We start from the raw sequence: 18,424 nt of genomic DNA, 5'->3' as shown, positions 1-18,424 counted from the left end.
CCTTCACCTCACTCTACTTGCGTCGCCTTGTCTAGAACTTAGTGGATGACGCTATGCTGTACCAGGTTACAAATTTAGCCAGACCTTCTTCGAATTTAACAGGTTTAATGTAACCTGCTTCACGCAGGTTTTTACCGCAATAGACTATTCTTGGATTCATCGCTCCTTTACCAAGCATTTGATAAAAATTCTTATAAAAAAGTAAAGGTAGAGAAAAGGACGGTATTAAGTAAGGGATTTTAAATTGATTCATTAGATAATTTTCAACGTATTGAAAATTATTTTCTTTAACCTCATCGTCACTTATTATGTAAATGAATTTTTTAGGTTTATTGATGTGAATTAAATATTCAAGAGCTCCGACTACATTGTCAACACAGACAAGATTCATCGGTTTTTTGGCCATTAAACAGGATTTTAAATAATTTTTAAATGAAGAACCCCTAACAAGATCATCAGCCAATTTCACAAGATTTTTGCCTTTCGGACCGAAAACCTGTGTCGGTCTCAAAATAATTAGTTCAAAAGAGTCATTATATTTTTCTAGTAAGTAATTTTCTATTGCTCGTTTTGTCTTGGCATATTCTGTTTGCGGATTGCAATGTGTATCTTCATCAACAATATTTTCCTTTATCTCTCCATATACGGAAGTAGTGCTGCAATGAATAAATCGTTTTATTTTATGAAAAGCGCAAATTTTAGCTAAGTTTTCTATTGCTTCCAAATTTTGAGTGCAACTACCTTCCCATAGATAAGAAAGGTTAATCACTATATCACATCCTTTGATAAAACTTTCCAGTGTGGAAGGTTCTAATAAATCCCCAGAATAGAAAGTCACATTATTATATGAAGTGTTCTTCAAATGGGAGTTTCGGGACAATGCATTTATTGTCAGATCTAGGCGTGATAGCTTCTCGAGCAAATGAGAACCAATAAAACTGTTTGCTCCTGTAATTGCTATTTTAAGCATTATATTTTCCTTCTAAAGCATTCCTCAAATCTCCTAATACCCGACTTCCAGTACAAAACATAGTTACCTTTAATTCATATTCTATCGTTTGCATGCATAAGCTTACTTGTTCTGATGATTCTAAGGCGGGTTCAAGCATGGGTCTTGCATATCCAACTGTTGTAGCTCCAAGAGCAAAGAGCTTGGCGGCATTTAATCCGTTATTCACTCCACCCGACCCCCAAATCTCGTAAGAGGGTTTTAGCTCGGTAGCCTGTTTTACCGAAGTCGCAGTATCAATCCCCCAGTTTCGAAAAGTAATGGCTGCTTGTTGCCGAATTGGATCATGAAGGGCTCTATGTCCTTCAATTCGTCCCCAGTGTGTTCCTCCTAGACCGCCTACATCAATCGCAGCAATGCCAATCTCATTTAAGCGCATCATCGTTGCACGAGAAAAGCCACAACCTGTTTCTTTAATGATAATGGGTACAGATAGTTTTTTAACTAAGCTCGCTAAAGTCTGCCAGCATCCTTTATAAGTTGTTGTACCTTCAGGCTGCATGCATTCTTGCAGGGGATTACAGTGAATAATTAATGCATCAGCGTGTAACGCATCGATTAAGCGTTGAATATCGCTTAATGATGTGGTGATTAATTGTGCTATTCCTAAATTGCTGTATAAACTAACCTGAGGAAAGTCACGGCGTAAATCTTGCCACTCAAATGCTGCTTTAGGGTCAGTGAGTTCACGTCTTTGCGAGCCTACCCCCATTGCCCAGCCATTCAGCGCGCATGCCTCAATTAGGTTATGATTGATGTGTTTTGCACGGCGATGCCCCGCAGTCATAGAGCTTATGAGAAAAGGTTTTTCAACCACTTGCCCAAATCGAGAACCCTTAATGCTTATTTCATCAAAATTTAAGTCAGGCAAAGCATCATGAATCAGATTGATACTATCAAATGTACTGAGCCCTGTAGTTTGATTTTCAGGCATTAAGGCCAATTTAATGTGATCTTTCTTGCGTTGCTCAAACTGCTCATAGTTATTCGTCATAGCTTATATGCCTGTTTACAATTGATTTAATATTTGGTGCAATAGTTACTTGATTTTTTCAAACATAGGGAAATTTTTTTCTATAAGGTAGTAAATAATTAACATAAAAACGAATTCAGTCATCAATGCTTGATAAATATTTAATTTATTCATATTAAGCAATAAAACAAGAATCAAAAAAATACTATTCATTGATATTTGACCCAATAGAATAATACGGGTATCAACTCCAAGCTGTTTCAATCGTTGATATGCATGTTTTCTATGAGGAGCAAACCATTTTTCTTTGTTAAAAACTCTTCGCAGCAGCGTAATCGTTGCATCAAAAAGAAATAAACCATTCAACATGAACCAGTATATAATCGGAATCTGATATTTTTGTTGTGCGATTAAAGCAACATAAAAAGAGAGAAACCCCAGTGTTGCACTACCTATATCTCCCATAAATAATTTTGCTGGAGGGAAATTGTACAACAAAAAGCCCGTTAGGCTAAAAATAAGTATAAAACAAAAATCTTGATAGATTAGAGCACTGTTGAAATGAAACAATAAAGCAAAACTAACGAATAAAAATATAGCTTGCGAAGCACAAAAACCATCAAGTCCATCCATGAAGTTGAAATGATTAATTGCCCAGATAATTGCAAAAAATAGAAAAGCAATAATTAAATACTGATTTTCTAAAGAAAATAAACCAAAATCCAACATGTCAGGGCTTATAAAAGCAATTAATCCAGCAACAATACATTGAACCAGGAACCTGGATTTAGCTGATAAGGTATAGAGATCATCAAAAAAACTAATGGAAGCGAGTAAGACAGTGCTAGCTAATAAAATGTACTGTTCGCTAAAGGAAGATTCGGTGAAGAAACATAAAAAAGGCAAAGAAATCAAAGAGAGGCTAATAAAAACAAGCCCTCCTCCTCTTACTATTGGAATAGTATGTAGGGACCGATCGTTTGGTTTATCCATCAGTCTGGTGTTTTGTGCTAACATACAAAAAATCTTCGTTAGAATAGCGGAAAGAACAACAAAAAATAGACTAAGAATTATATTCATTTTTATACCATTTTGCAGTTCTAGCTAATCCATCGGCAGAAGTTACGGGTGGGATCCATCCTAATTGTGATTTTATCTTGTGATTACTCACTTCTAAAGATCCGAATAATCTACTGCTCAGCTTATTTAAACCAAGTAATTTGAAGCCAAATAAAACTCCAGGTATCGGGAATAACTTAGCCTTACTATTCATTTCTTTGGCCAAAAAACTGAGTAAATTAGACAAAGACCAAGAATCATCATCCGCAATTAAATAGATTTGGTTTGCGGCTTTGGGTTCAGTTGAAACAGTGCAGATAGCTGAGACCAGGTTATCTATAAAAACAAAGCTACGTTTATTATTAATTTTTCCAAAAGGTAAGGGCCAGCCTCTATTAACTAATTGGAGCATTTTAAAAAAATTAGCTTTGACTCCTGGACCAAAAACTAATGGAGGCCTCAAAATAACAATCTCCATACCTGTATTTTGGCTAATGGATTGTAAATACTGCTCAGCATATAACTTGCTTTGAGCATATGGATCAGTAGGCTGGACTAAACTATCTTCAGTAAAAGGAGCGCTCTCTAAAGTAAATTCTCCGTTTACTTTAATAGAACTTAAAAATACAAATCGCTTTACCCCATACTGAGCCGCTTGTTCTGCTAAGTTTTTTGTTGCAATACTATTTATTTTACAATATTCGTCCAAAGGTGACTTTGTAGTATCTCGCATTATATGAACTCTGGCTGCAAGATGGATAACTATATCAATACCCTGCAAAGCCGTACTCCAATCTGGCAGTAATTCCAATTTATTAATAACAATTTGTTTTGCCTGCAGCCAGTCAACCTTCTGTGAAACAGCGCATAATACATCATGACCAGTCAAGATAAGGGCTGGAACTAAGCTTCGTCCAACAAATCCTGTAGCGCCCGTAACTAATATTTTAGACATAATCTACCCTATATTTTCCTTTCCTTATTATGACTTATCTGCTTTTAATTTGCACTAGCATTTAGTGCAACCCAATCCGCATAAGCTTCCATAAAATCTTGTAAGAACTTTCGTGTGTCTTCTTTTTTGATGTTTCCCTGCTCGTCAAACAAATCTGCTGCCATGCCTATGTATGTTTCGGGTTGTTGAAGGGTTGGAATATCTAAGAAAACAAATGATTGTCTTAAATGATTGTTTGCTCCGAATCCTCCAATAGCTCCGGGAGAAACACTTATCACTGCGCCAGGCAACTTGCTCCAAATACTTTTACCATAAGGACGAGAGCCTACATCAACTGCATTTTTAAGTACACCAGGAACTGATCGATTGTATTCTGGGGTAACAAACAACACACCTTGATATGTTTTCATTTGCTCACGAAATTGAACCCAGGATGCAGGGGGTCTATTTTCATCATCCAGATCTTGGTTGTATAGTGGCAAATCACCAATTTCAACAATTTGCGGATTTAACGACTTAGGTGCCAGAGAAATAAGTACTTTTGCCATTTTTCTGTTGTAAGATTCTTTACGTAGGCTACCAACAATCACTGCGATTTTTTTACTCATGTTACGACTCCTTGTATTTAGGGCCTTCTTACTTATAGTAGACCAGACCCATGATCCAAAACATCCCCAAGCTCTTTAAAAAATATAAGGCATATAGCTCACACAATTTTGTGTGTGTATTATAGCAAATGAAAAAAGAATCAAAATCATCAATGATTATTATTGGCGGTAATTTTTTTTGCGGGGGCTTAATTTTTATAGAATTAAAAATAAAAAACTCCCTATCCGATTAAATAATGTCATATTTAAGCGAATAAGGAGTTTCAGTAAATTGATTTAAACTACTTCAACTTCTTCAGCTTGAGGACCTTTTTGGCCGTTACTAGGCTTGAACGTCACTGTTGCACCTTCAGCAAGAGTTTTAAACCCGCTGCCTAGAATTGCACTGAAATGCACAAAATAATCTTTACCGCCACTTTCTAAAAAACCGAAACCTTTGGACTCATTGAACCATTTTACTGTACCACGAATTTTATCTGACATGTTAATTTCCTAAATTGTTACCAGGACATTGTAGCATTATTTTATTAATTGTGCTGTTTTTTTATTAAATATTTTAAATTTTTTTTACATTTAATATGAAAACAGAAAAATAATACCCCTATATTATAGAGTATTTTGTCTAAAAACTCTAATATTTTGCAATCTCTTAGCCGTTTTTTCGCGTAAGAGCAGACAGAAAGGGCTTAAGAAACAAAAAAAGTTATAAGAATTAATGTTCAGGGATTTTAATTAACTCAAGACCATCTTCTTTCTTTAGAAAAATAAAAATGATCCCTGAAAAAAAAGTAATAACTCCAAGCATTAGAAACGTATCATGGAATATTTGGATGGATAAAATATGATCTTCAGAATATATATAGGTGAAAAGACTCAGAAAAATCGCTGATACTGCAACACCAAAACTTTGTGCCAGTTGTTGCGTTGTACTCATAATGCTGGTCGCTGCACTCATATTGTTTTCTGTAATGTTGGCATAAGCCAAAGAATTCATACCCGTATATTGAAGCGCAATGAGAAATCCGTATGCAAAAGTCAAAAATGCAATTCCATATACGGAAGAATATTGGTTAATGGAAAAAAAGGACCAAAGAGAAATACTTACTAGCATTGTATTTAATATTAATAAATTTTTATAACCAAGCCAACGTAATATATAAACTGATAAAGGTTTAACTAAAAAAATACCTAGGGCAATTGGAGCGAGCAAGAGACCGGATAGGCGTGGTGAATAGCCTAACCCAATTTGTAACAACAAAGGCAATAAAAAGGGGACTCCCCCAAAACCTAGTCGGGCTAATAAATTACCCACAATTGAGACACAAAAAGTACGTGTGTATAAAAGTTCCACCCTAACAATAGGGTGTTTTCTTTTATAGGAGTGTTTGGTATATCCACCTAATAGAAGAAGTGCAATAAAGAAAGCCGCGACGATTTGAAATATTGTAACATTTGATTCACTGGCCATAGATAAACCAAAAGTTAAGGTCGCAAGTCCACTCCCAAAAAGAACAAAGCCCAATTTATCGAGAGGAGGAACCGGACGAGGAAGCATATAAGGTAATAATTTGCTTGATAAAATTACAGCGAGTACTCCAACAGGAATATTGACCCAAAAGATCCAACGCCAGGAAAAGCGATAGGTAATAATTCCGCCTAGTAATGGCCCAAGCATCAATCCCAAAGAGGCAACCATCACTACGATACTCATTTTTGCGATTAGTTCGTGTCGTTCACAAGTCCGTAAAATAATGAGGCGGCCAATAGGCATGGTGAGCGAACCTCCCAACCCCTGCATGATGCGTGCACAAACTAATTCTCCCAAGCTATTAGTGAATCCACACCAGACTGAACTTAAGGTAAAAATAGAGATTGCCATAATAAAAACGATTTTCATGCCAAATTTATCAGCGATCCAACCGCTAATCGGAATAAAAATTGTCAAACTCAAAAGATAGCTTATCAATGCTAATTTCAAATCAATCGGATTGACTTTTAAACTCTGTGCCATAACAGGAATAGCGGTGTTAATAATGGTAGTATCAACTGCCTCCATAAACATGGCAAAAGAAACAATGAACAAAATGATGTTTTTTTTCATAAATTCAGTATAACAATGGGGAAAGAGTTCTACATTAAGTTCAAATCAGGATTCACTCAACAAGCTTTTCAATCCTGCTAAATGTGATTTAGCCAAGTTTTTTGACTGCTCTTCAGATCGCTCGATGTTTTTGCCAAACCATTCTAAATGCTCTGTGGGCAATTCATCCAAAAATCTACTTGGCAAACAATCTTGCAACTCACCTGCACGACGTCTTTGTTTTGCTAAGGTAAAACACAATCCTTTTTGAGCTCGGGTAATTCCAACATAGGCCAGGCGTCTTTCTTCTTCAATTTGATCTTCGTCAATGCTCACACGATGTGGCAATAATTCTTCTTCCATACCCACTAAATAAACGTAAGGAAACTCCAACCCTTTTGATGCATGTAACGTCATTAGTTGCAAAGTCTCATTATCATGTTCGTCTGCTTGCTCAAGAATATCGATCAAGATTAATTTATTAATCACTTCTGCTAAGGTCTGCTCTGGTTTTTTTGCTAACAAACGTCCAATCCATTCTAATAACTCCCAGACATTATTCATCTTTTTTTGTGCCTTTGCGGGGGTATCGCATTGTTCGTAAATATAGGCTTCATAACTACTGTCTTCTACCATTTGTTTCAAATGCTCAATAATTGCTCCAGTAGCTAATCGTTTTTTTATTTCTTCTATCCAGGATTTAAAAACAAGCAATGCTGCACGTGGTTTTTCTGCAATATATTCACTAAGGGCCAGGTGGTCTGCTGCTGTATAAAGGCTTACACCTCTACTTTGAGCATAATGACCTAATGCATCAAGGCTGGCTTCACCAATGCCGCGCTTGGGGGTGTTAATTACTCTTAAAAAAGCAGCATCATCTGCTTCATTACACAATAATTTCAGGTAGGCAAATACATCTTTAACCTCTGCTTTGGCAAACCATGACTGGCTGCCACTGATTGTATAAGGGATACTGTAATGACGGAGCACTTTTTCAAATATGCGCGACTGATGATTGCCACGATATAAAATTGCATAATCGCCATATTGAGTTCTGGAGCGCAGTTTATGGCTGATTAAATCAGCAACTACATGTTCTGCTTCATCATTTTCATCTTTGCAACGAATAACTCGTAAGAGCTCTCCTTGACCGAACTCACTCCATAATTTTTTTTCAAACAGATGCTGATTGTTTGCAATAAGGTGATTCGCAGTATGTAAAATAATGTTGGTCGAGCGGTAATTTTGCTCCAGCTTGATTATTTTTAATTGTGGGTAATCATGCTGTAATTGTTGCAAATTTTCAGGTTTTGCACCTCGCCAGGCATAAATGGATTGGTCATCATCACCCACTACAGTAAAGCGTGCTTGAATTCCAGTTAATTTTTTCACCAAAAGGTATTGGCTGGTATTTGAATCCTGGTATTCATCTACCAATAAATGGCGGATTTTATTTTGCCAATACTCTAATACAGAAGGATGTTCACTCAAAAGACTGACTGGAAGACGAATTAAATCATCAAAATCAATCGCGTTATATGCTTTAAGTGCATGCTGATAACGTGGATACAACAGTGCAGCTTCTTCATAAAAAGGAGTGTCTAATCGATTTTTAATGACGTGCTCTGGGGTAAGAAGATCATTTTTCCAGCGCGAAATTTGTTGTTGAATCTGGAAAATAAATTCACGTTCAGTTGCTTTATTTGCAGGTAAAAAGCCACGTAAAATTTGCAAACAATCTTCACTATCAAAAATAGAAAATCCTTTTTTCAGATCACATAAGGTGTAATTACGTTTGAGAATGCTTAAGCCTAAGGTATGGAAGGTTGCTACTTTTAAACCGCGGCGACTGGCTGCCGGCAGAACGGCGGCAACGCGAGTACGCATTTCATTGGCTGCTTTGTTAGTAAATGTTACGGCACATACTGTATTAGCGGCATAGCCGCAAGTGTTAATTAAATAGCCTATTTTTTGCGTTATTACTCGTGTTTTACCGCTTCCAGCCCCAGCAAGAACTAATAAGGGTCCGTCTATATAACGTACTGCTGCCATTTGTTGGCCATTTAACATCTTAAAGATTTCTCACTCAAAAAAAGAGCGATTATTGCCTGCTTAGGTATTGTGAATCAACTACTAATTAATAGACCGTTCGACATCAAATTCTTCTCCTGTATCTATTTCAATAAAGTCAGGTTTAGTTTCTGGCTCTTTTGGTTCTTCAATACCAAAAATGACTTTATCAATCGTTTTGAATAAAGGTGCAAGAATGTTTTTATCTATCATGATTTAGTCCTTTAGTTTTCAGATGGATGTTTTAAAAGCATAGTTCAAGATAATTTTTTCTCCAGGAAAATTAGAAAAAAATTATGTTATACTTTGCGCGGCCACGAGATTTGCTTTAGGGTCTGTTGAAATTCTACTCTCTACCAAAATGGTGAATTGGCAACAGACCCTGGTTCGTTGTAATTTATTTTGAGTCCATTATGAAAGAATCTGATACTCTTCAACGCTTTATTTTTGAACACGCCAACATACGGGGTGAAATTGTTCATATTGAAAATACGTACCAATCAATTATGAGCCAACGGAGCTACCCGCCAATGGTTAAAAATTTGTTGGGAGAAGCTATAGTTTCTTGTTTGCTTCTGGCATCCAGTATTAAATTTCAAGGCAGTTTAGATTTACAATTTCAAGGCGATAAACGGCTTCCTTTATTATTGGTACAATGTGATCATGAGTTTAATGTAAGAGGTTTTGCCCAATTTATTGAAAATCTAGAAACTAACGAATATGCCTCCGCCTTTCTTAAAGGGCAGATGGTTATTACCATTAACCAATACAATCAAACCAACTCATATCAAAGTATGGTTCCAATTCAATCAACATCCATGAGTGAAAATTTAGTACACTATTTTGCTCAATCCGAGCAAGTATCCACTCAAGTTTGGTTGGCTGTGAATGATAATGCTGCAGCAGGAATGTTACTGCAGTTAATGCCAGGTCAAGATACGGTACAACGAGAGCAATTTTGGGAATATGCTGTGCAATTAGGGCAAACAATAAGTGCACATGAATTACTTACTTTAGATAATGAAACATTACTTTACCGCCTTTATCATGAAACAGAACTTAGGATATTTGATAGTCGTAAAACTCAATTTAAGTGCCGCTGTAGTTTGGAAAAAATGAAGCAGGTGTTAGCTGTTTTAGGTGAGGAAGATGCAAAAGAATTACTAAAGGAGCAAGGTGAAGTGGCGATTCGATGTGATTTTTGCAATAAGAAATATACTTTTGATCCTATTGATGTGACGATGCTATTTCATAAGGGATGAAAATAGTGCGGCAGTCCTGGGTGCAAGTAAACCGAGGAGCATTATTCTCTGCATTCTGGAGCTCCTCTATGCTGCATCCAGGTTATAACGAATTATTTATTGCAAAGTAAATTTTATAGAAGATAAGATTTCCTGGTTTGATTGAATGAGCTCTACGTACTCCCCACGCATGGCCTGTAATATTTGCTTTAATGTAAGAAATTGTTCACTGAGTTGAATGTACAGATCAGCAGTATGCTTTCCTTCTAACTCTCCGATTGTTAAATAAGCTGCTTGTCCCATTTCAGAAAAATAATCAAGACTGACATGGCGTCTCTTGGCAATTCCTGGAAATAGTCCACAAAAGAGTAAGCTTTTATCACCTACATCGCGTAATAATTCCATTTGCAATGTTTTTGGTCTCTGTACTGACTCAAGAAAATCAAGTGCAACAACGGACTCAATGAGTTTAGGTCCTTGGGAAAAGCGCATTAATAAAAATACTAAATAACTTTCAGTATTTTCTGTTAACATCAGCTGTGTTGCAGCTTGAGCCTCATTAACTAATGCATGCCATTGGCTAATGTCAGTGGGATGTAATATTAGTTGTTTCATAGTTACTCCCTATTTTTAACCCCTCACTATTATTTTAGCAGCTAAAAAATAATTTGTAGTCAGCATCTTGCAGTCTGGATGCAGTACAGTAAATCCCGGGGCTGTAGCAGCATTAAGTCCTCGGTTTACGGTACTCTCTCAGACTGCTGAATCTTTTAAATATCCCTGAGAACCCAGTCCTGCTCTGCTCTCCCACGTCCCTCTGCTTGTCCAGGGCTCCAGAATATCGCACTAAAACACTGGGACAAGCCGTGGGATTAGGCAGAGATGTGCTCATGAAACAGCTCACGCTGGAGTACTGCAATTGAAGTTTTGCTATACTAAAATACACAAAGCAGATAGGTTTTAGCGGTCTATTGATGTATAATGTCAAATCTATGTACAAATACTCTGCTTTTTCCTTCAAAGGTTATTTATGATTGATCAGATTCGCAATATCGCCATTATCGCCCACGTCGACCATGGTAAAACCACGTTAGTAGATAAATTACTGCAACAAACAGGTACATTAAATGAGAGAGCGCCTAAAGTTGAACGTGTGATGGATTCCAATGCTTTAGAAAAAGAACGGGGCATTACTATTCTTGCTAAAAATACCTGTGTGTATTGGAAAAATCATCAAATTAATATTGTTGATACCCCAGGGCATGCTGATTTTGGGGGAGAAGTAGAGCGTATTTTATCGATGGTTGATAGTGTATTGCTGCTGGTGGATGCTGTTGATGGACCTATGCCACAAACACGTTTTGTAACTCAAAAGGCATTTGCGCGTGGGTTGCATCCTATTGTTGTGATTAATAAAATTGATCGCCCAGGAGCAAGACCTCATTGGGTTATGGACCAAGTATTTGATCTTTTTGATAATTTGGGTGCAACAGATGCGCAATTGGATTTTCCTGTAGTTTATACTTCTGCATTAAATGGTTATGCCAAGTTGAATCTGGAAGATGAAGCTACGGATATGAGTGCTTTATTACAAACAATTATTGATGAAGTTGAAGCACCAAAAGTCGATGCGAATGGTCCTTTCCAAATGCAAATCAGCTCTTTAGATTACTCATCCTATGTTGGCACTATTGGAATTGGTCGAGTGACTCGCGGACAAATTAAAGCAAAATCTGCCGTTAAGATTATTGATAAAGAGGGTAATATTCGCACGGGTCGATTATTGCAATTATTAGGTTTTAAGGGCCTTGAACGTGTTGAGATTGAAGAGGCTAGTGCAGGTAATATTATTGCGATTACCGGCATTGAAGGCATCAAAATTTCTGACACGATTTGTGAGCCTAGTGTTGTTGAAGCATTACCTGTACTATCAGTGGATGAGCCAACAATTAGTATGACTTTCCAAGTCAATGACTCACCTTTTGCCGGTCAGGAAGGAAAGTTTGTGACCTCGCGAAAAATTCGTGAGCGTCTGGAAACCGAATTATTACATAATGTTGCTTTACGCGTTGAGGATTGTGACGACCCTGATAAATTCCGTGTTTCTGGCCGTGGAGAACTCCATTTATCAATTCTTATTGAAACAATGCGTCGTGAAGGTTATGAATTAGCGATCAGCAAACCGGAAGTGATTATTCGCGAAGTAGATGGTGAGCAACAAGAGCCTTATGAGCATTTGACTGTAGATGTGGAAGAAAATCATCAAGGTGCTATTATGGAAAAGCTAGGAGAGCGTCGAGGCGAATTACAAAATATGGTTCCTGACGGAAAAGGAAGAGTGCGCCTTGACTATATGATTCCTACCCGAGGCCTTATTGGTTTTCATAATGAATTTTTGTCTTCTACCTCTGGTACAGGTTTAATGTATCATGTTTATGATCATTACGGTCCGGCGATTAAAGGACGAATAGGAAAGCGGATAAATGGTGTAATGATTGCTAATTGCCAGGGTATGGCTCGTGCATTTGCTTTATTCAACTTGCAGGATCGAGGCAGGTTATTTGTTGAGCCGCAAACAGTTTGTTATGAAGGGATGATTGTTGGGATTCATGCTCGCGATAATGATTTAGTTGTTAATGTAACAAAAGAAAAGCAATTAACTAACATCCGTGCTTCAGGTTCTGACGAAAACATCATTTTAACTCCTGCGGTCAAATTAACTTTGGAGCAGGCATTGGAATTTATTGATGATGATGAGTTAGTTGAAGTAACTCCTGATTCGATTCGATTAAGAAAAAAATCATTGAAAGAACATGAAAGAAAAAAAGCATCAAGAACAGCAAACATTGAAGAATAAAGTTAAATTCAAACGGATCATCTTGTATGCGCGCCAGCACAGGGCAAATCAAGGGGTGAATGAAAGTTTATACCGCTTGGTTGATTTTCTTGAAAAACAAGAGGTGCAGATCTATCAAGATGTAGATACGTCTACAGGATTTGATGTGAAAATTCCCATATTAGCCAGAGAAGATATGGGTAAAAAAAATGATTTAATCATTGTGGTCGGTGGTGATGGGAGTTTGCTCTCAGCGGCGCGTATGGCGATTAAAGTGGACACTCCGGTAATTGGAATTAACCGAGGGCGCTTGGGATTCCTTACCGATATTTTACCTCATGAACTGGAAACGCAATTGAGTGCCGTGCTATGCGGTTATTATGAAGAAGAAAAGCGCTTTCTTTTACATACTCGCATTTATGATGAAGATCATACTTATTTTGAAGGTGATGCACTCAATGATGTGGTTTTAGGACGTGGGAAGGAAACACATCTTATTGAATTCTCAGTATATGTCAATCGGCAGCTAGTGAGTCATTATCGCTCTGATGGCATGATTTTATCGACTCCTACCGGATCTACTGCCTATGCTTTATCTGCAGGTGGTCCTATCATGCATCCCCAGTTAAATGCAATCGTTCTTGTGCCCATGTTTTCGCATAGTTTAAGCTCACGCCCATTAGTTATTGATGGAGAAGCTAAAATTGAACTGCATATCAGTCAGTTTAATGAAGCGGATCTGCGAGTAAGTTGTGATGGTCATGAATCCAGAATGGTCAAGCCGGGACAAAAAGTTGCTGTTCAAAAAAATGGTCATCAACTACGTCTGTTACATCCTCTTGATTATCATTATTATGATACATTACGATCAAAACTTGGTTGGGAATCCAAACATCAAGGATAGGATAGAACATGCTCACAACTTTGTGCATTGAACAGTTTGCGATTGTGCAACACTTGGAGTTAGACTTTTCTCAAGGAATGACAGCTTTCACTGGTGAAACAGGCGCGGGTAAATCGATCATGATTGATGCTTTGATGCTGGCTTTAGGTGATAGAGCAGATGGTTCAGTTATCCGGCCTGGCCAAGAAAAATGTGATATCACCGCCGGATTTTTTGTAGGTCAAGGATCTGAGCCTGCGCAGTGGCTAGCAGAACACGATATTCCTTGTGATGATGGCGAGATTTATTTGCGGCGGGTGATTTATGCAGAAGGTCGCTCCAAATCATATATTAATGGTCAACCATTCCCGTTGCAAAAAGTAAAAGAATTAAGCGAAAAACTAGTCCACATTCATGGACAGCATCAACATCAAACACTGATGCAGCATGCAACGCATCGCCAACAATTGGATCAATATGGAAAGAATCATGCGTTACTTGATGAGGTCGCTCGGGTTTATAAGCAATGTCAGAAAATTCAGCAGGAAATTGATGTATTACAGAGTCAGGAACAACAAAAAGATAAAATTGCATTATTGCAATTTCAAATTGAAGAATTATCTGCATTGAATCTGCATGAAAATGAAATTGAAACTTTGTATCAAGAACATCAAATGTTACATCATGCAAGAGAATATTTGCAAAAGAGTCAACAAATCCATGGCTTATTAAACTCTGAAGATGAACTCAATATTTGTACCGGCTTAAATCAGGTTTTGCATTTACTGGGTCAATTACCGCAAGAACAATCCCAAATTAAAAATACTTTTGAATTGATCAATGGTGCGTTGATTCAATGTGAAGAAGCAATTGATGAAATGCAGCAATTTGCAGAGCGTGTTCATTTGGACCCTGAGCGTTTGCATGAAATAGAAGCGCGTATGAGTGCGATACATCAACTTGCACGCAAATATCATATTGATAGCAGTAAGCTTCATGAGCATGCACAAAACTTGCAAAAAGAGCGAGACGAGCTGCAAGACAATGAAAGCCGGTTAGCTCAATTAAAAATTCAGCAGAGTCAATTGATTGCAACCTATGAAGCAGCAGCTCTTAAATTGAGAGAGATAAGAAAAATACAGGCAAAAAAACTGGCAAAAGAAATTACCGCCAGTATTCAACAACTTGGCATGCCTAAAGGATGGGTGGAAATTGAAATATCTCCCCTAGAAAAAATGTACGTCCATGGAATGGATAAAGTAGAATATAAGGTGTGTACTAACCCAGGCATGGAGCTTGATTCATTAAGTAAAGTGGCATCAGGCGGTGAACTTTCGCGAATTAGCTTGTCCATTCAAATGATTACTGCCCAGCAAGGTACGACACCTACTCTATTGTTCGATGAAGTGGATGTAGGTATTGGGGGAGCTACAGCAGCCCTCATAGGGCAAATGCTTCGTAAATTGGGAGAGCGTTTGCAGGTATTTTGTGTCACGCACCAGCCTCAGGTTGCTGCCGCTGCCAATAATCATTTTATGGTTGAAAAGCGAAGCAACAATCAAGAGACGTTTACCCATATTTCTTTACTGCAATCTAATGAAAAAATTGATGAAATAGCACGCATGCTTGGAGGATTAAAAATAACTGAGCAAACGCGCTCCCATGCTAAAGAATTGTTGCTGCAAAGTAATTAGACGCTCTATTTCCATTTCTATTATCTTTGCCAAACTGTCCTGATTTTCTGCTCTGGCTATGCTCACATATTTTACCCTTGGTTATGAAAATACATGGCATGTTTCCCCCGGATTCTGTTATGACGTTAATGCGTCACTAAGTGAAATAAAATGATAGCCATGAGCTTCAAACATTAGCAATAAATCATCTAAAAAATAAGCATTCAATAAATTGGCATGTAGAAGTAAGATTTGTTTTCCAGGGGTATTTTTTTCAGCAGTTAATGTGCGTTGCCAAACATATTCAAGATAATGCCTCTTTAAATCTGTTAATGGTGCAGTTGGATTTTGTCTTATTTGCTTTATTAATTTTTTATTAAATTCAAAGTCCCTGCTATCAACGGTGACTGGAGCGACAATGTAGTTATTATTGCTCAAATAACGTCGAACAATATTTTTTCTCTACAATTTTCCTTCAGACAGATAAGGGTAACGAAAATATTTTGGCTGTGACATAAACGGTGCAAGAACTGTATCTGCCTTAATAATATCATTGATGTATTCTGCGCAAGAAGCACGTTTTAAATTCAAATGAGAATAAGTATGGTTTCCTAACTCCAATCCATTTTGCTTAAATAACAGAAATTGATTTATGGTTTCATTGGTGACTCGACTACCAATGGCAAAACCTATTGCAGGAACTTGATGTTTCACGAAGCTATGAACAATACTTTCGAACATTTCGTAGGGAAGTCCAACAAGAGGCAAGTCATCAATTGTAATCGAAATATCTCGTTGTTGAGCACAGCAGATGCTAATAAACAGAAAAAATAACGCCACAGCATGGAACAAAGATTTTTTCATGTATTCATCTAATGCATTGAGTCAATATCTCTATAATCATATTGCATCGAAAATTTTTCAAGTGATCCCATCCCTCCTCTTAGTAGATAGGGATGGTTGCGCGCAGAATTGATCTAAATAAAGTACGTATTAAATTGCATTAACGCGTTCAGGTAATTCTTCAATAAATTCTTGGGTGGCAGTTGGTTCTTCATTCTGTATGGGAAATAAACGATGTCGATTATAGACAGGATTATTTTTTGCTTCTTTAAGTATGGAATTCACTGAAGAACCATTAGAATTGGCTTCGCGAACTTTAGTTTTTAACTGTTTTAGTTCTTCTTTTTTAGCATCCGCTATTTCCTCGCCAACCCAGATCGTATTAAGGTGTTTTCTTTCATATTTTTCAATTAGAGAAACTGCATGCTCAACGTTCCATTCTTTTGATGGACGTGCTGCCTCGTCAGCTAATGTTACATTCTCTTCTTCTTGTACGCCTCGTTGCTTGTTCCATGCTTTCTCCCACGTGAGTACCTTTGGCTGTGGTGTTTGCATATCATTAGGAGCTGAATTTTTTTTACTTGCCAAGCAATCCCAAGCAGCTGCAAGAAAATATAAAGGTGAAGCAATTGTTTTGAGAATCCTGGAGGGAATATCTTCATTATGCTCTTCTTCGGAACCTAAACGTTCTTCTAATAATGTTTTTGTTTTAGAGCTCGAGCCAATAAAATAATGCGCGTCTTCGAAACCCTCACTGATAATTGCTACAAGAGCAGCTACTATTTGAGGCACCCCAGGCATGCGATCTGAAGTCAGGGCAACGCTTACTAAGTGACCCAAAAAAAGCAGAATACGTAAAGGAGTAACCGTTAATTTTAACAGGATACGAAACGGGTTAATCATCTGTAACCAATTTTCAGTATCCCATACATGGGTAAGCCCATCTACAATGGTTTTGTAGGTGCGTTGAAATATATTGGTGGTATTGGTCTTGGGATCTGTGGCTTCATAGATCATTTCCAGAGATTCAGAAGAGTTTTGTATATTAAACGATATAGCAGATAATCCAGTGATGATGGGATTGATAATCCCCATAACAAAACTGGGTATTCTTTTCATCCATTCAAATAAAGGGCGGGCACTGGTTGCTACAGTCCACCAAGTACCGGCAGTACAAATCGTAAGCGCAATGGCTAAGCCCACTAAAAATACAGCAGTGAGCGTCATCAATACATTACGCGCTGTGATACCTTGACTTAAGTCATTTTTAAGTTTGGTATACCATTTTTTGATAGTGTCATTATTAATAAGATCTGTGATCGTATTGTAAGTCAACATACCATAAGCAGCTCCAGCAACTACTGCCATTGGAACAATGAGGATTGGCCAAAAAGCAAAAGGAATGGCGGCCATTAAAGGAATTACGCTAAACGCTTCTACAATGAGGTAGGTACTACCAAGCCCCATGAATACACCAGCAACCAAACTGAAACTTTTAGCAAAATTAAATGTTGATTGGCGTTTTTCTAAGCGTTCTTGCCACTCCTTTTGTCCGTGAGCTTCCAGCCAATCTCTTAAGGATTGTGTATATTTGGATAGTTCTTCTTCCTCCTCATCTTTGTGCTTTTTTGGGGTTGCAAATAATTGCAAAGCGAACCATTTTTCCATGTCCGTCAGCGTTTTTTCTATTTGCTTTTTGCGTTTTCTGCTTTCTTTATTAAGTTGTTTATGATTAAAGTCTTTCAGGAGATTGAGTTGTGCTTCATAATCTTTGAAAAATTGAGGACACTCTTCTGAATCAGTATTTTCGGGAAAGTTTTCTAGCAAATATTCTTTAGCCAGGTGATTCTCTAAGTAGGTGCTTTTAAATATTTTTTTAAAAGCACCTTTAATATTTTGTAAATAGACTTCGCCCTCATAGGCTACAGAAAGACCAAAAGCAGCAAATGCCAAAGGTAGGATAGGATATAATGCATACATTCCACCAAAACTTAGAAAACCAAGAATTAAACTAGCGCCGATAGTAAGAGACGCCAGAGCAACATAACGAGGAATTTTTTTGAATCTTATTTTATTTGCTGCCATTTATTTGCTCAACTAATGGGTCGGGGTTCAAACTCTAGCGCAAATGAAAATGATTATCAATAGCAAAAAGAACAAAAAAAAGTCATATGGTTATTTTTTTATTGAATAA

General features: G+C 37.4%; 17 protein-coding genes. 4 read left to right on the top strand and 13 right to left on the bottom strand.

The genetic code is table 11. The annotated features are described in order from the left end of the window. Positions 1–31: 31 nt before the first annotated feature. From Ltuc_RS00365 to Ltuc_RS15480, 9 genes are all read right to left on the bottom strand, one after another. Positions 32–970 carry an NAD-dependent epimerase/dehydratase family protein gene (locus Ltuc_RS00365; RefSeq protein ID WP_058519389.1) on the bottom strand — a complete coding sequence of 313 codons (939 nt, stop codon included), beginning with the start codon at positions 968–970 and terminating at the stop codon, positions 32–34. Next, a complete protein-coding gene (fni, locus tag Ltuc_RS00360; protein WP_058519388.1) occupies positions 963–2,003 on the bottom strand; it encodes a type 2 isopentenyl-diphosphate Delta-isomerase in 1,041 nt (346 codons plus the stop codon). The genes Ltuc_RS00365 and fni overlap by 8 nt, the downstream gene beginning before the upstream one ends. 45 nt (positions 2,004–2,048) lie before the next feature. Next, positions 2,049–3,062, bottom strand: coding sequence for an MraY family glycosyltransferase (locus tag Ltuc_RS00355; RefSeq protein WP_133138330.1), 1,014 nt, complete (start codon positions 3,060–3,062; stop codon positions 2,049–2,051). Further along, a complete protein-coding gene (locus Ltuc_RS00350) occupies positions 3,046–3,996 on the bottom strand; it encodes an NAD-dependent epimerase/dehydratase family protein (protein WP_058519387.1) in 951 nt (316 codons plus the stop codon). The genes Ltuc_RS00355 and Ltuc_RS00350 overlap by 17 nt, the downstream gene beginning before the upstream one ends. 44 nt (positions 3,997–4,040) lie before the next feature. Next, positions 4,041–4,604, bottom strand: coding sequence for an NADPH-dependent FMN reductase (locus Ltuc_RS00345; RefSeq protein WP_058519386.1), 564 nt, complete (start codon positions 4,602–4,604; stop codon positions 4,041–4,043). Between the two features lie 276 nt (positions 4,605–4,880). Then, positions 4,881–5,087 (bottom strand): cold-shock protein, encoded by a 207-nt coding sequence (locus Ltuc_RS00340; RefSeq protein WP_058519385.1) that lies wholly within the window; start codon positions 5,085–5,087, stop codon positions 4,881–4,883. A gap of 229 nt (positions 5,088–5,316) precedes the next feature. Next, positions 5,317–6,705: an MFS transporter gene (locus Ltuc_RS00335; protein ID WP_058519384.1), complete on the bottom strand. Its 1,389-nt coding sequence runs from the start codon at positions 6,703–6,705 to the stop codon at positions 5,317–5,319. 45 nt (positions 6,706–6,750) lie between these two features. After that, positions 6,751–8,754 carry a UvrD-helicase domain-containing protein gene (locus Ltuc_RS00330; RefSeq protein ID WP_058519383.1) on the bottom strand — a complete coding sequence of 668 codons (2,004 nt, stop codon included), beginning with the start codon at positions 8,752–8,754 and terminating at the stop codon, positions 6,751–6,753. A 63-nt stretch (positions 8,755–8,817) separates the two neighbouring features. Next, complete coding sequence (locus Ltuc_RS15480) at positions 8,818–8,967, bottom strand: hypothetical protein (RefSeq protein WP_165480992.1); 150 nt, start codon at positions 8,965–8,967, stop codon at positions 8,818–8,820. Between the two features lie 200 nt (positions 8,968–9,167). On the opposite strand from Ltuc_RS15480, the gene hslO reads away from it, so the two are divergent. Beyond that, complete coding sequence (hslO, locus tag Ltuc_RS00325; RefSeq protein ID WP_058519382.1) at positions 9,168–10,016, top strand: Hsp33 family molecular chaperone HslO; 849 nt, start codon at positions 9,168–9,170, stop codon at positions 10,014–10,016. Between the two features lie 96 nt (positions 10,017–10,112). Here hslO and Ltuc_RS00320 read toward each other — a convergent pair whose 3' ends face one another. Continuing rightward, complete coding sequence (locus Ltuc_RS00320; RefSeq protein WP_058519381.1) at positions 10,113–10,610, bottom strand: hypothetical protein; 498 nt, start codon at positions 10,608–10,610, stop codon at positions 10,113–10,115. A gap of 415 nt (positions 10,611–11,025) precedes the next feature. Here Ltuc_RS00320 and typA point away from each other — a divergent pair, with 415 nt between their 5' ends. Genes typA through recN form a run of 3 tightly spaced genes read left to right on the top strand, consistent with a single transcriptional unit; the run spans position 11,026 to position 15,408 of the window. Next, positions 11,026–12,852 (top strand): translational GTPase TypA, encoded by a 1,827-nt coding sequence (gene typA, locus Ltuc_RS00315; RefSeq protein WP_058519380.1) that lies wholly within the window; start codon positions 11,026–11,028, stop codon positions 12,850–12,852. Further along, the gene (locus tag Ltuc_RS00310; protein WP_058519379.1) at positions 12,809–13,735 is read left to right on the top strand and encodes an NAD(+) kinase; all 927 of its coding nucleotides are present in this window, start codon (positions 12,809–12,811) and stop codon (positions 13,733–13,735) included. Before typA ends, Ltuc_RS00310 begins: the two co-directional genes overlap by 44 nt. Before the next feature lie 8 nt (positions 13,736–13,743). Then, entirely contained in the window at positions 13,744–15,408 is a 1,665-nt protein-coding gene (gene recN, locus Ltuc_RS00305) for a DNA repair protein RecN (protein WP_058519378.1), read from the top strand. Positions 15,409–15,525: 117 nt separating this feature from the next. On the opposite strand, the gene Ltuc_RS15615 is transcribed toward recN, so the two are convergent. The 3 genes from Ltuc_RS15615 to Ltuc_RS00295 all read right to left on the bottom strand — a co-directional run bounded on the left by Ltuc_RS15615 (position 15,526) and on the right by Ltuc_RS00295 (position 18,315). Further along, on the bottom strand, positions 15,526–15,825 hold the full coding sequence (locus Ltuc_RS15615; RefSeq protein WP_238584042.1) for a polysaccharide deacetylase family protein: 300 nt from the start codon (positions 15,823–15,825) through the stop codon (positions 15,526–15,528). Between the two features lie 24 nt (positions 15,826–15,849). Beyond that, a complete protein-coding gene (locus tag Ltuc_RS15610) occupies positions 15,850–16,251 on the bottom strand; it encodes a polysaccharide deacetylase family protein (protein ID WP_238584041.1) in 402 nt (133 codons plus the stop codon). A gap of 129 nt (positions 16,252–16,380) precedes the next feature. Continuing rightward, positions 16,381–18,315, bottom strand: coding sequence for a hypothetical protein (locus tag Ltuc_RS00295; protein WP_058519377.1), 1,935 nt, complete (start codon positions 18,313–18,315; stop codon positions 16,381–16,383). Positions 18,316–18,424: the final 109 nt, after the last annotated feature.

The organism is Legionella tucsonensis (assembly GCF_001468035.1).
Taxonomy (GTDB): domain Bacteria; phylum Pseudomonadota; class Gammaproteobacteria; order Legionellales; family Legionellaceae; genus Legionella; species Legionella tucsonensis.
Note: the sequence above shows the minus strand (reverse complement) of the source record. Positions and strands in the feature narration are given on the sequence as shown.

Bases quoted from the DNA above. Each gene is read 5' to 3' on its own strand.
- Ltuc_RS00365 (WP_058519389.1), bottom strand. From the start codon at position 970: ATGCTTAAAATAGCAATTACAGGAGCAAACAGTTTTATTGGTTCTCAT.
- fni (WP_058519388.1), bottom strand. From the start codon at position 2,003: ATGACGAATAACTATGAGCAGTTTGAGCAACGCAAGAAAGATCACATT.
- Ltuc_RS00355 (WP_133138330.1), bottom strand. From the start codon at position 3,062: ATGAATATAATTCTTAGTCTATTTTTTGTTGTTCTTTCCGCTATTCTA.
- Ltuc_RS00350 (WP_058519387.1), bottom strand. From the start codon at position 3,996: ATGTCTAAAATATTAGTTACGGGCGCTACAGGATTTGTTGGACGAAGC.
- Ltuc_RS00345 (WP_058519386.1), bottom strand. From the start codon at position 4,604: ATGAGTAAAAAAATCGCAGTGATTGTTGGTAGCCTACGTAAAGAATCT.
- Ltuc_RS00340 (WP_058519385.1), bottom strand. From the start codon at position 5,087: ATGTCAGATAAAATTCGTGGTACAGTAAAATGGTTCAATGAGTCCAAA.
- Ltuc_RS00335 (WP_058519384.1), bottom strand. From the start codon at position 6,705: ATGAAAAAAAACATCATTTTGTTCATTGTTTCTTTTGCCATGTTTATG.
- Ltuc_RS00330 (WP_058519383.1), bottom strand. From the start codon at position 8,754: ATGTTAAATGGCCAACAAATGGCAGCAGTACGTTATATAGACGGACCC.
- Ltuc_RS15480 (WP_165480992.1), bottom strand. From the start codon at position 8,967: ATGATAGATAAAAACATTCTTGCACCTTTATTCAAAACGATTGATAAA.
- hslO (WP_058519382.1), top strand. From the start codon at position 9,168: ATGAAAGAATCTGATACTCTTCAACGCTTTATTTTTGAACACGCCAAC.
- Ltuc_RS00320 (WP_058519381.1), bottom strand. From the start codon at position 10,610: ATGAAACAACTAATATTACATCCCACTGACATTAGCCAATGGCATGCA.
- typA (WP_058519380.1), top strand. From the start codon at position 11,026: ATGATTGATCAGATTCGCAATATCGCCATTATCGCCCACGTCGACCAT.
- Ltuc_RS00310 (WP_058519379.1), top strand. From the start codon at position 12,809: ATGAAAGAAAAAAAGCATCAAGAACAGCAAACATTGAAGAATAAAGTT.
- recN (WP_058519378.1), top strand. From the start codon at position 13,744: ATGCTCACAACTTTGTGCATTGAACAGTTTGCGATTGTGCAACACTTG.
- Ltuc_RS15610 (WP_238584041.1), bottom strand. From the start codon at position 16,251: ATGAAAAAATCTTTGTTCCATGCTGTGGCGTTATTTTTTCTGTTTATT.
- Ltuc_RS00295 (WP_058519377.1), bottom strand. From the start codon at position 18,315: ATGGCAGCAAATAAAATAAGATTCAAAAAAATTCCTCGTTATGTTGCT.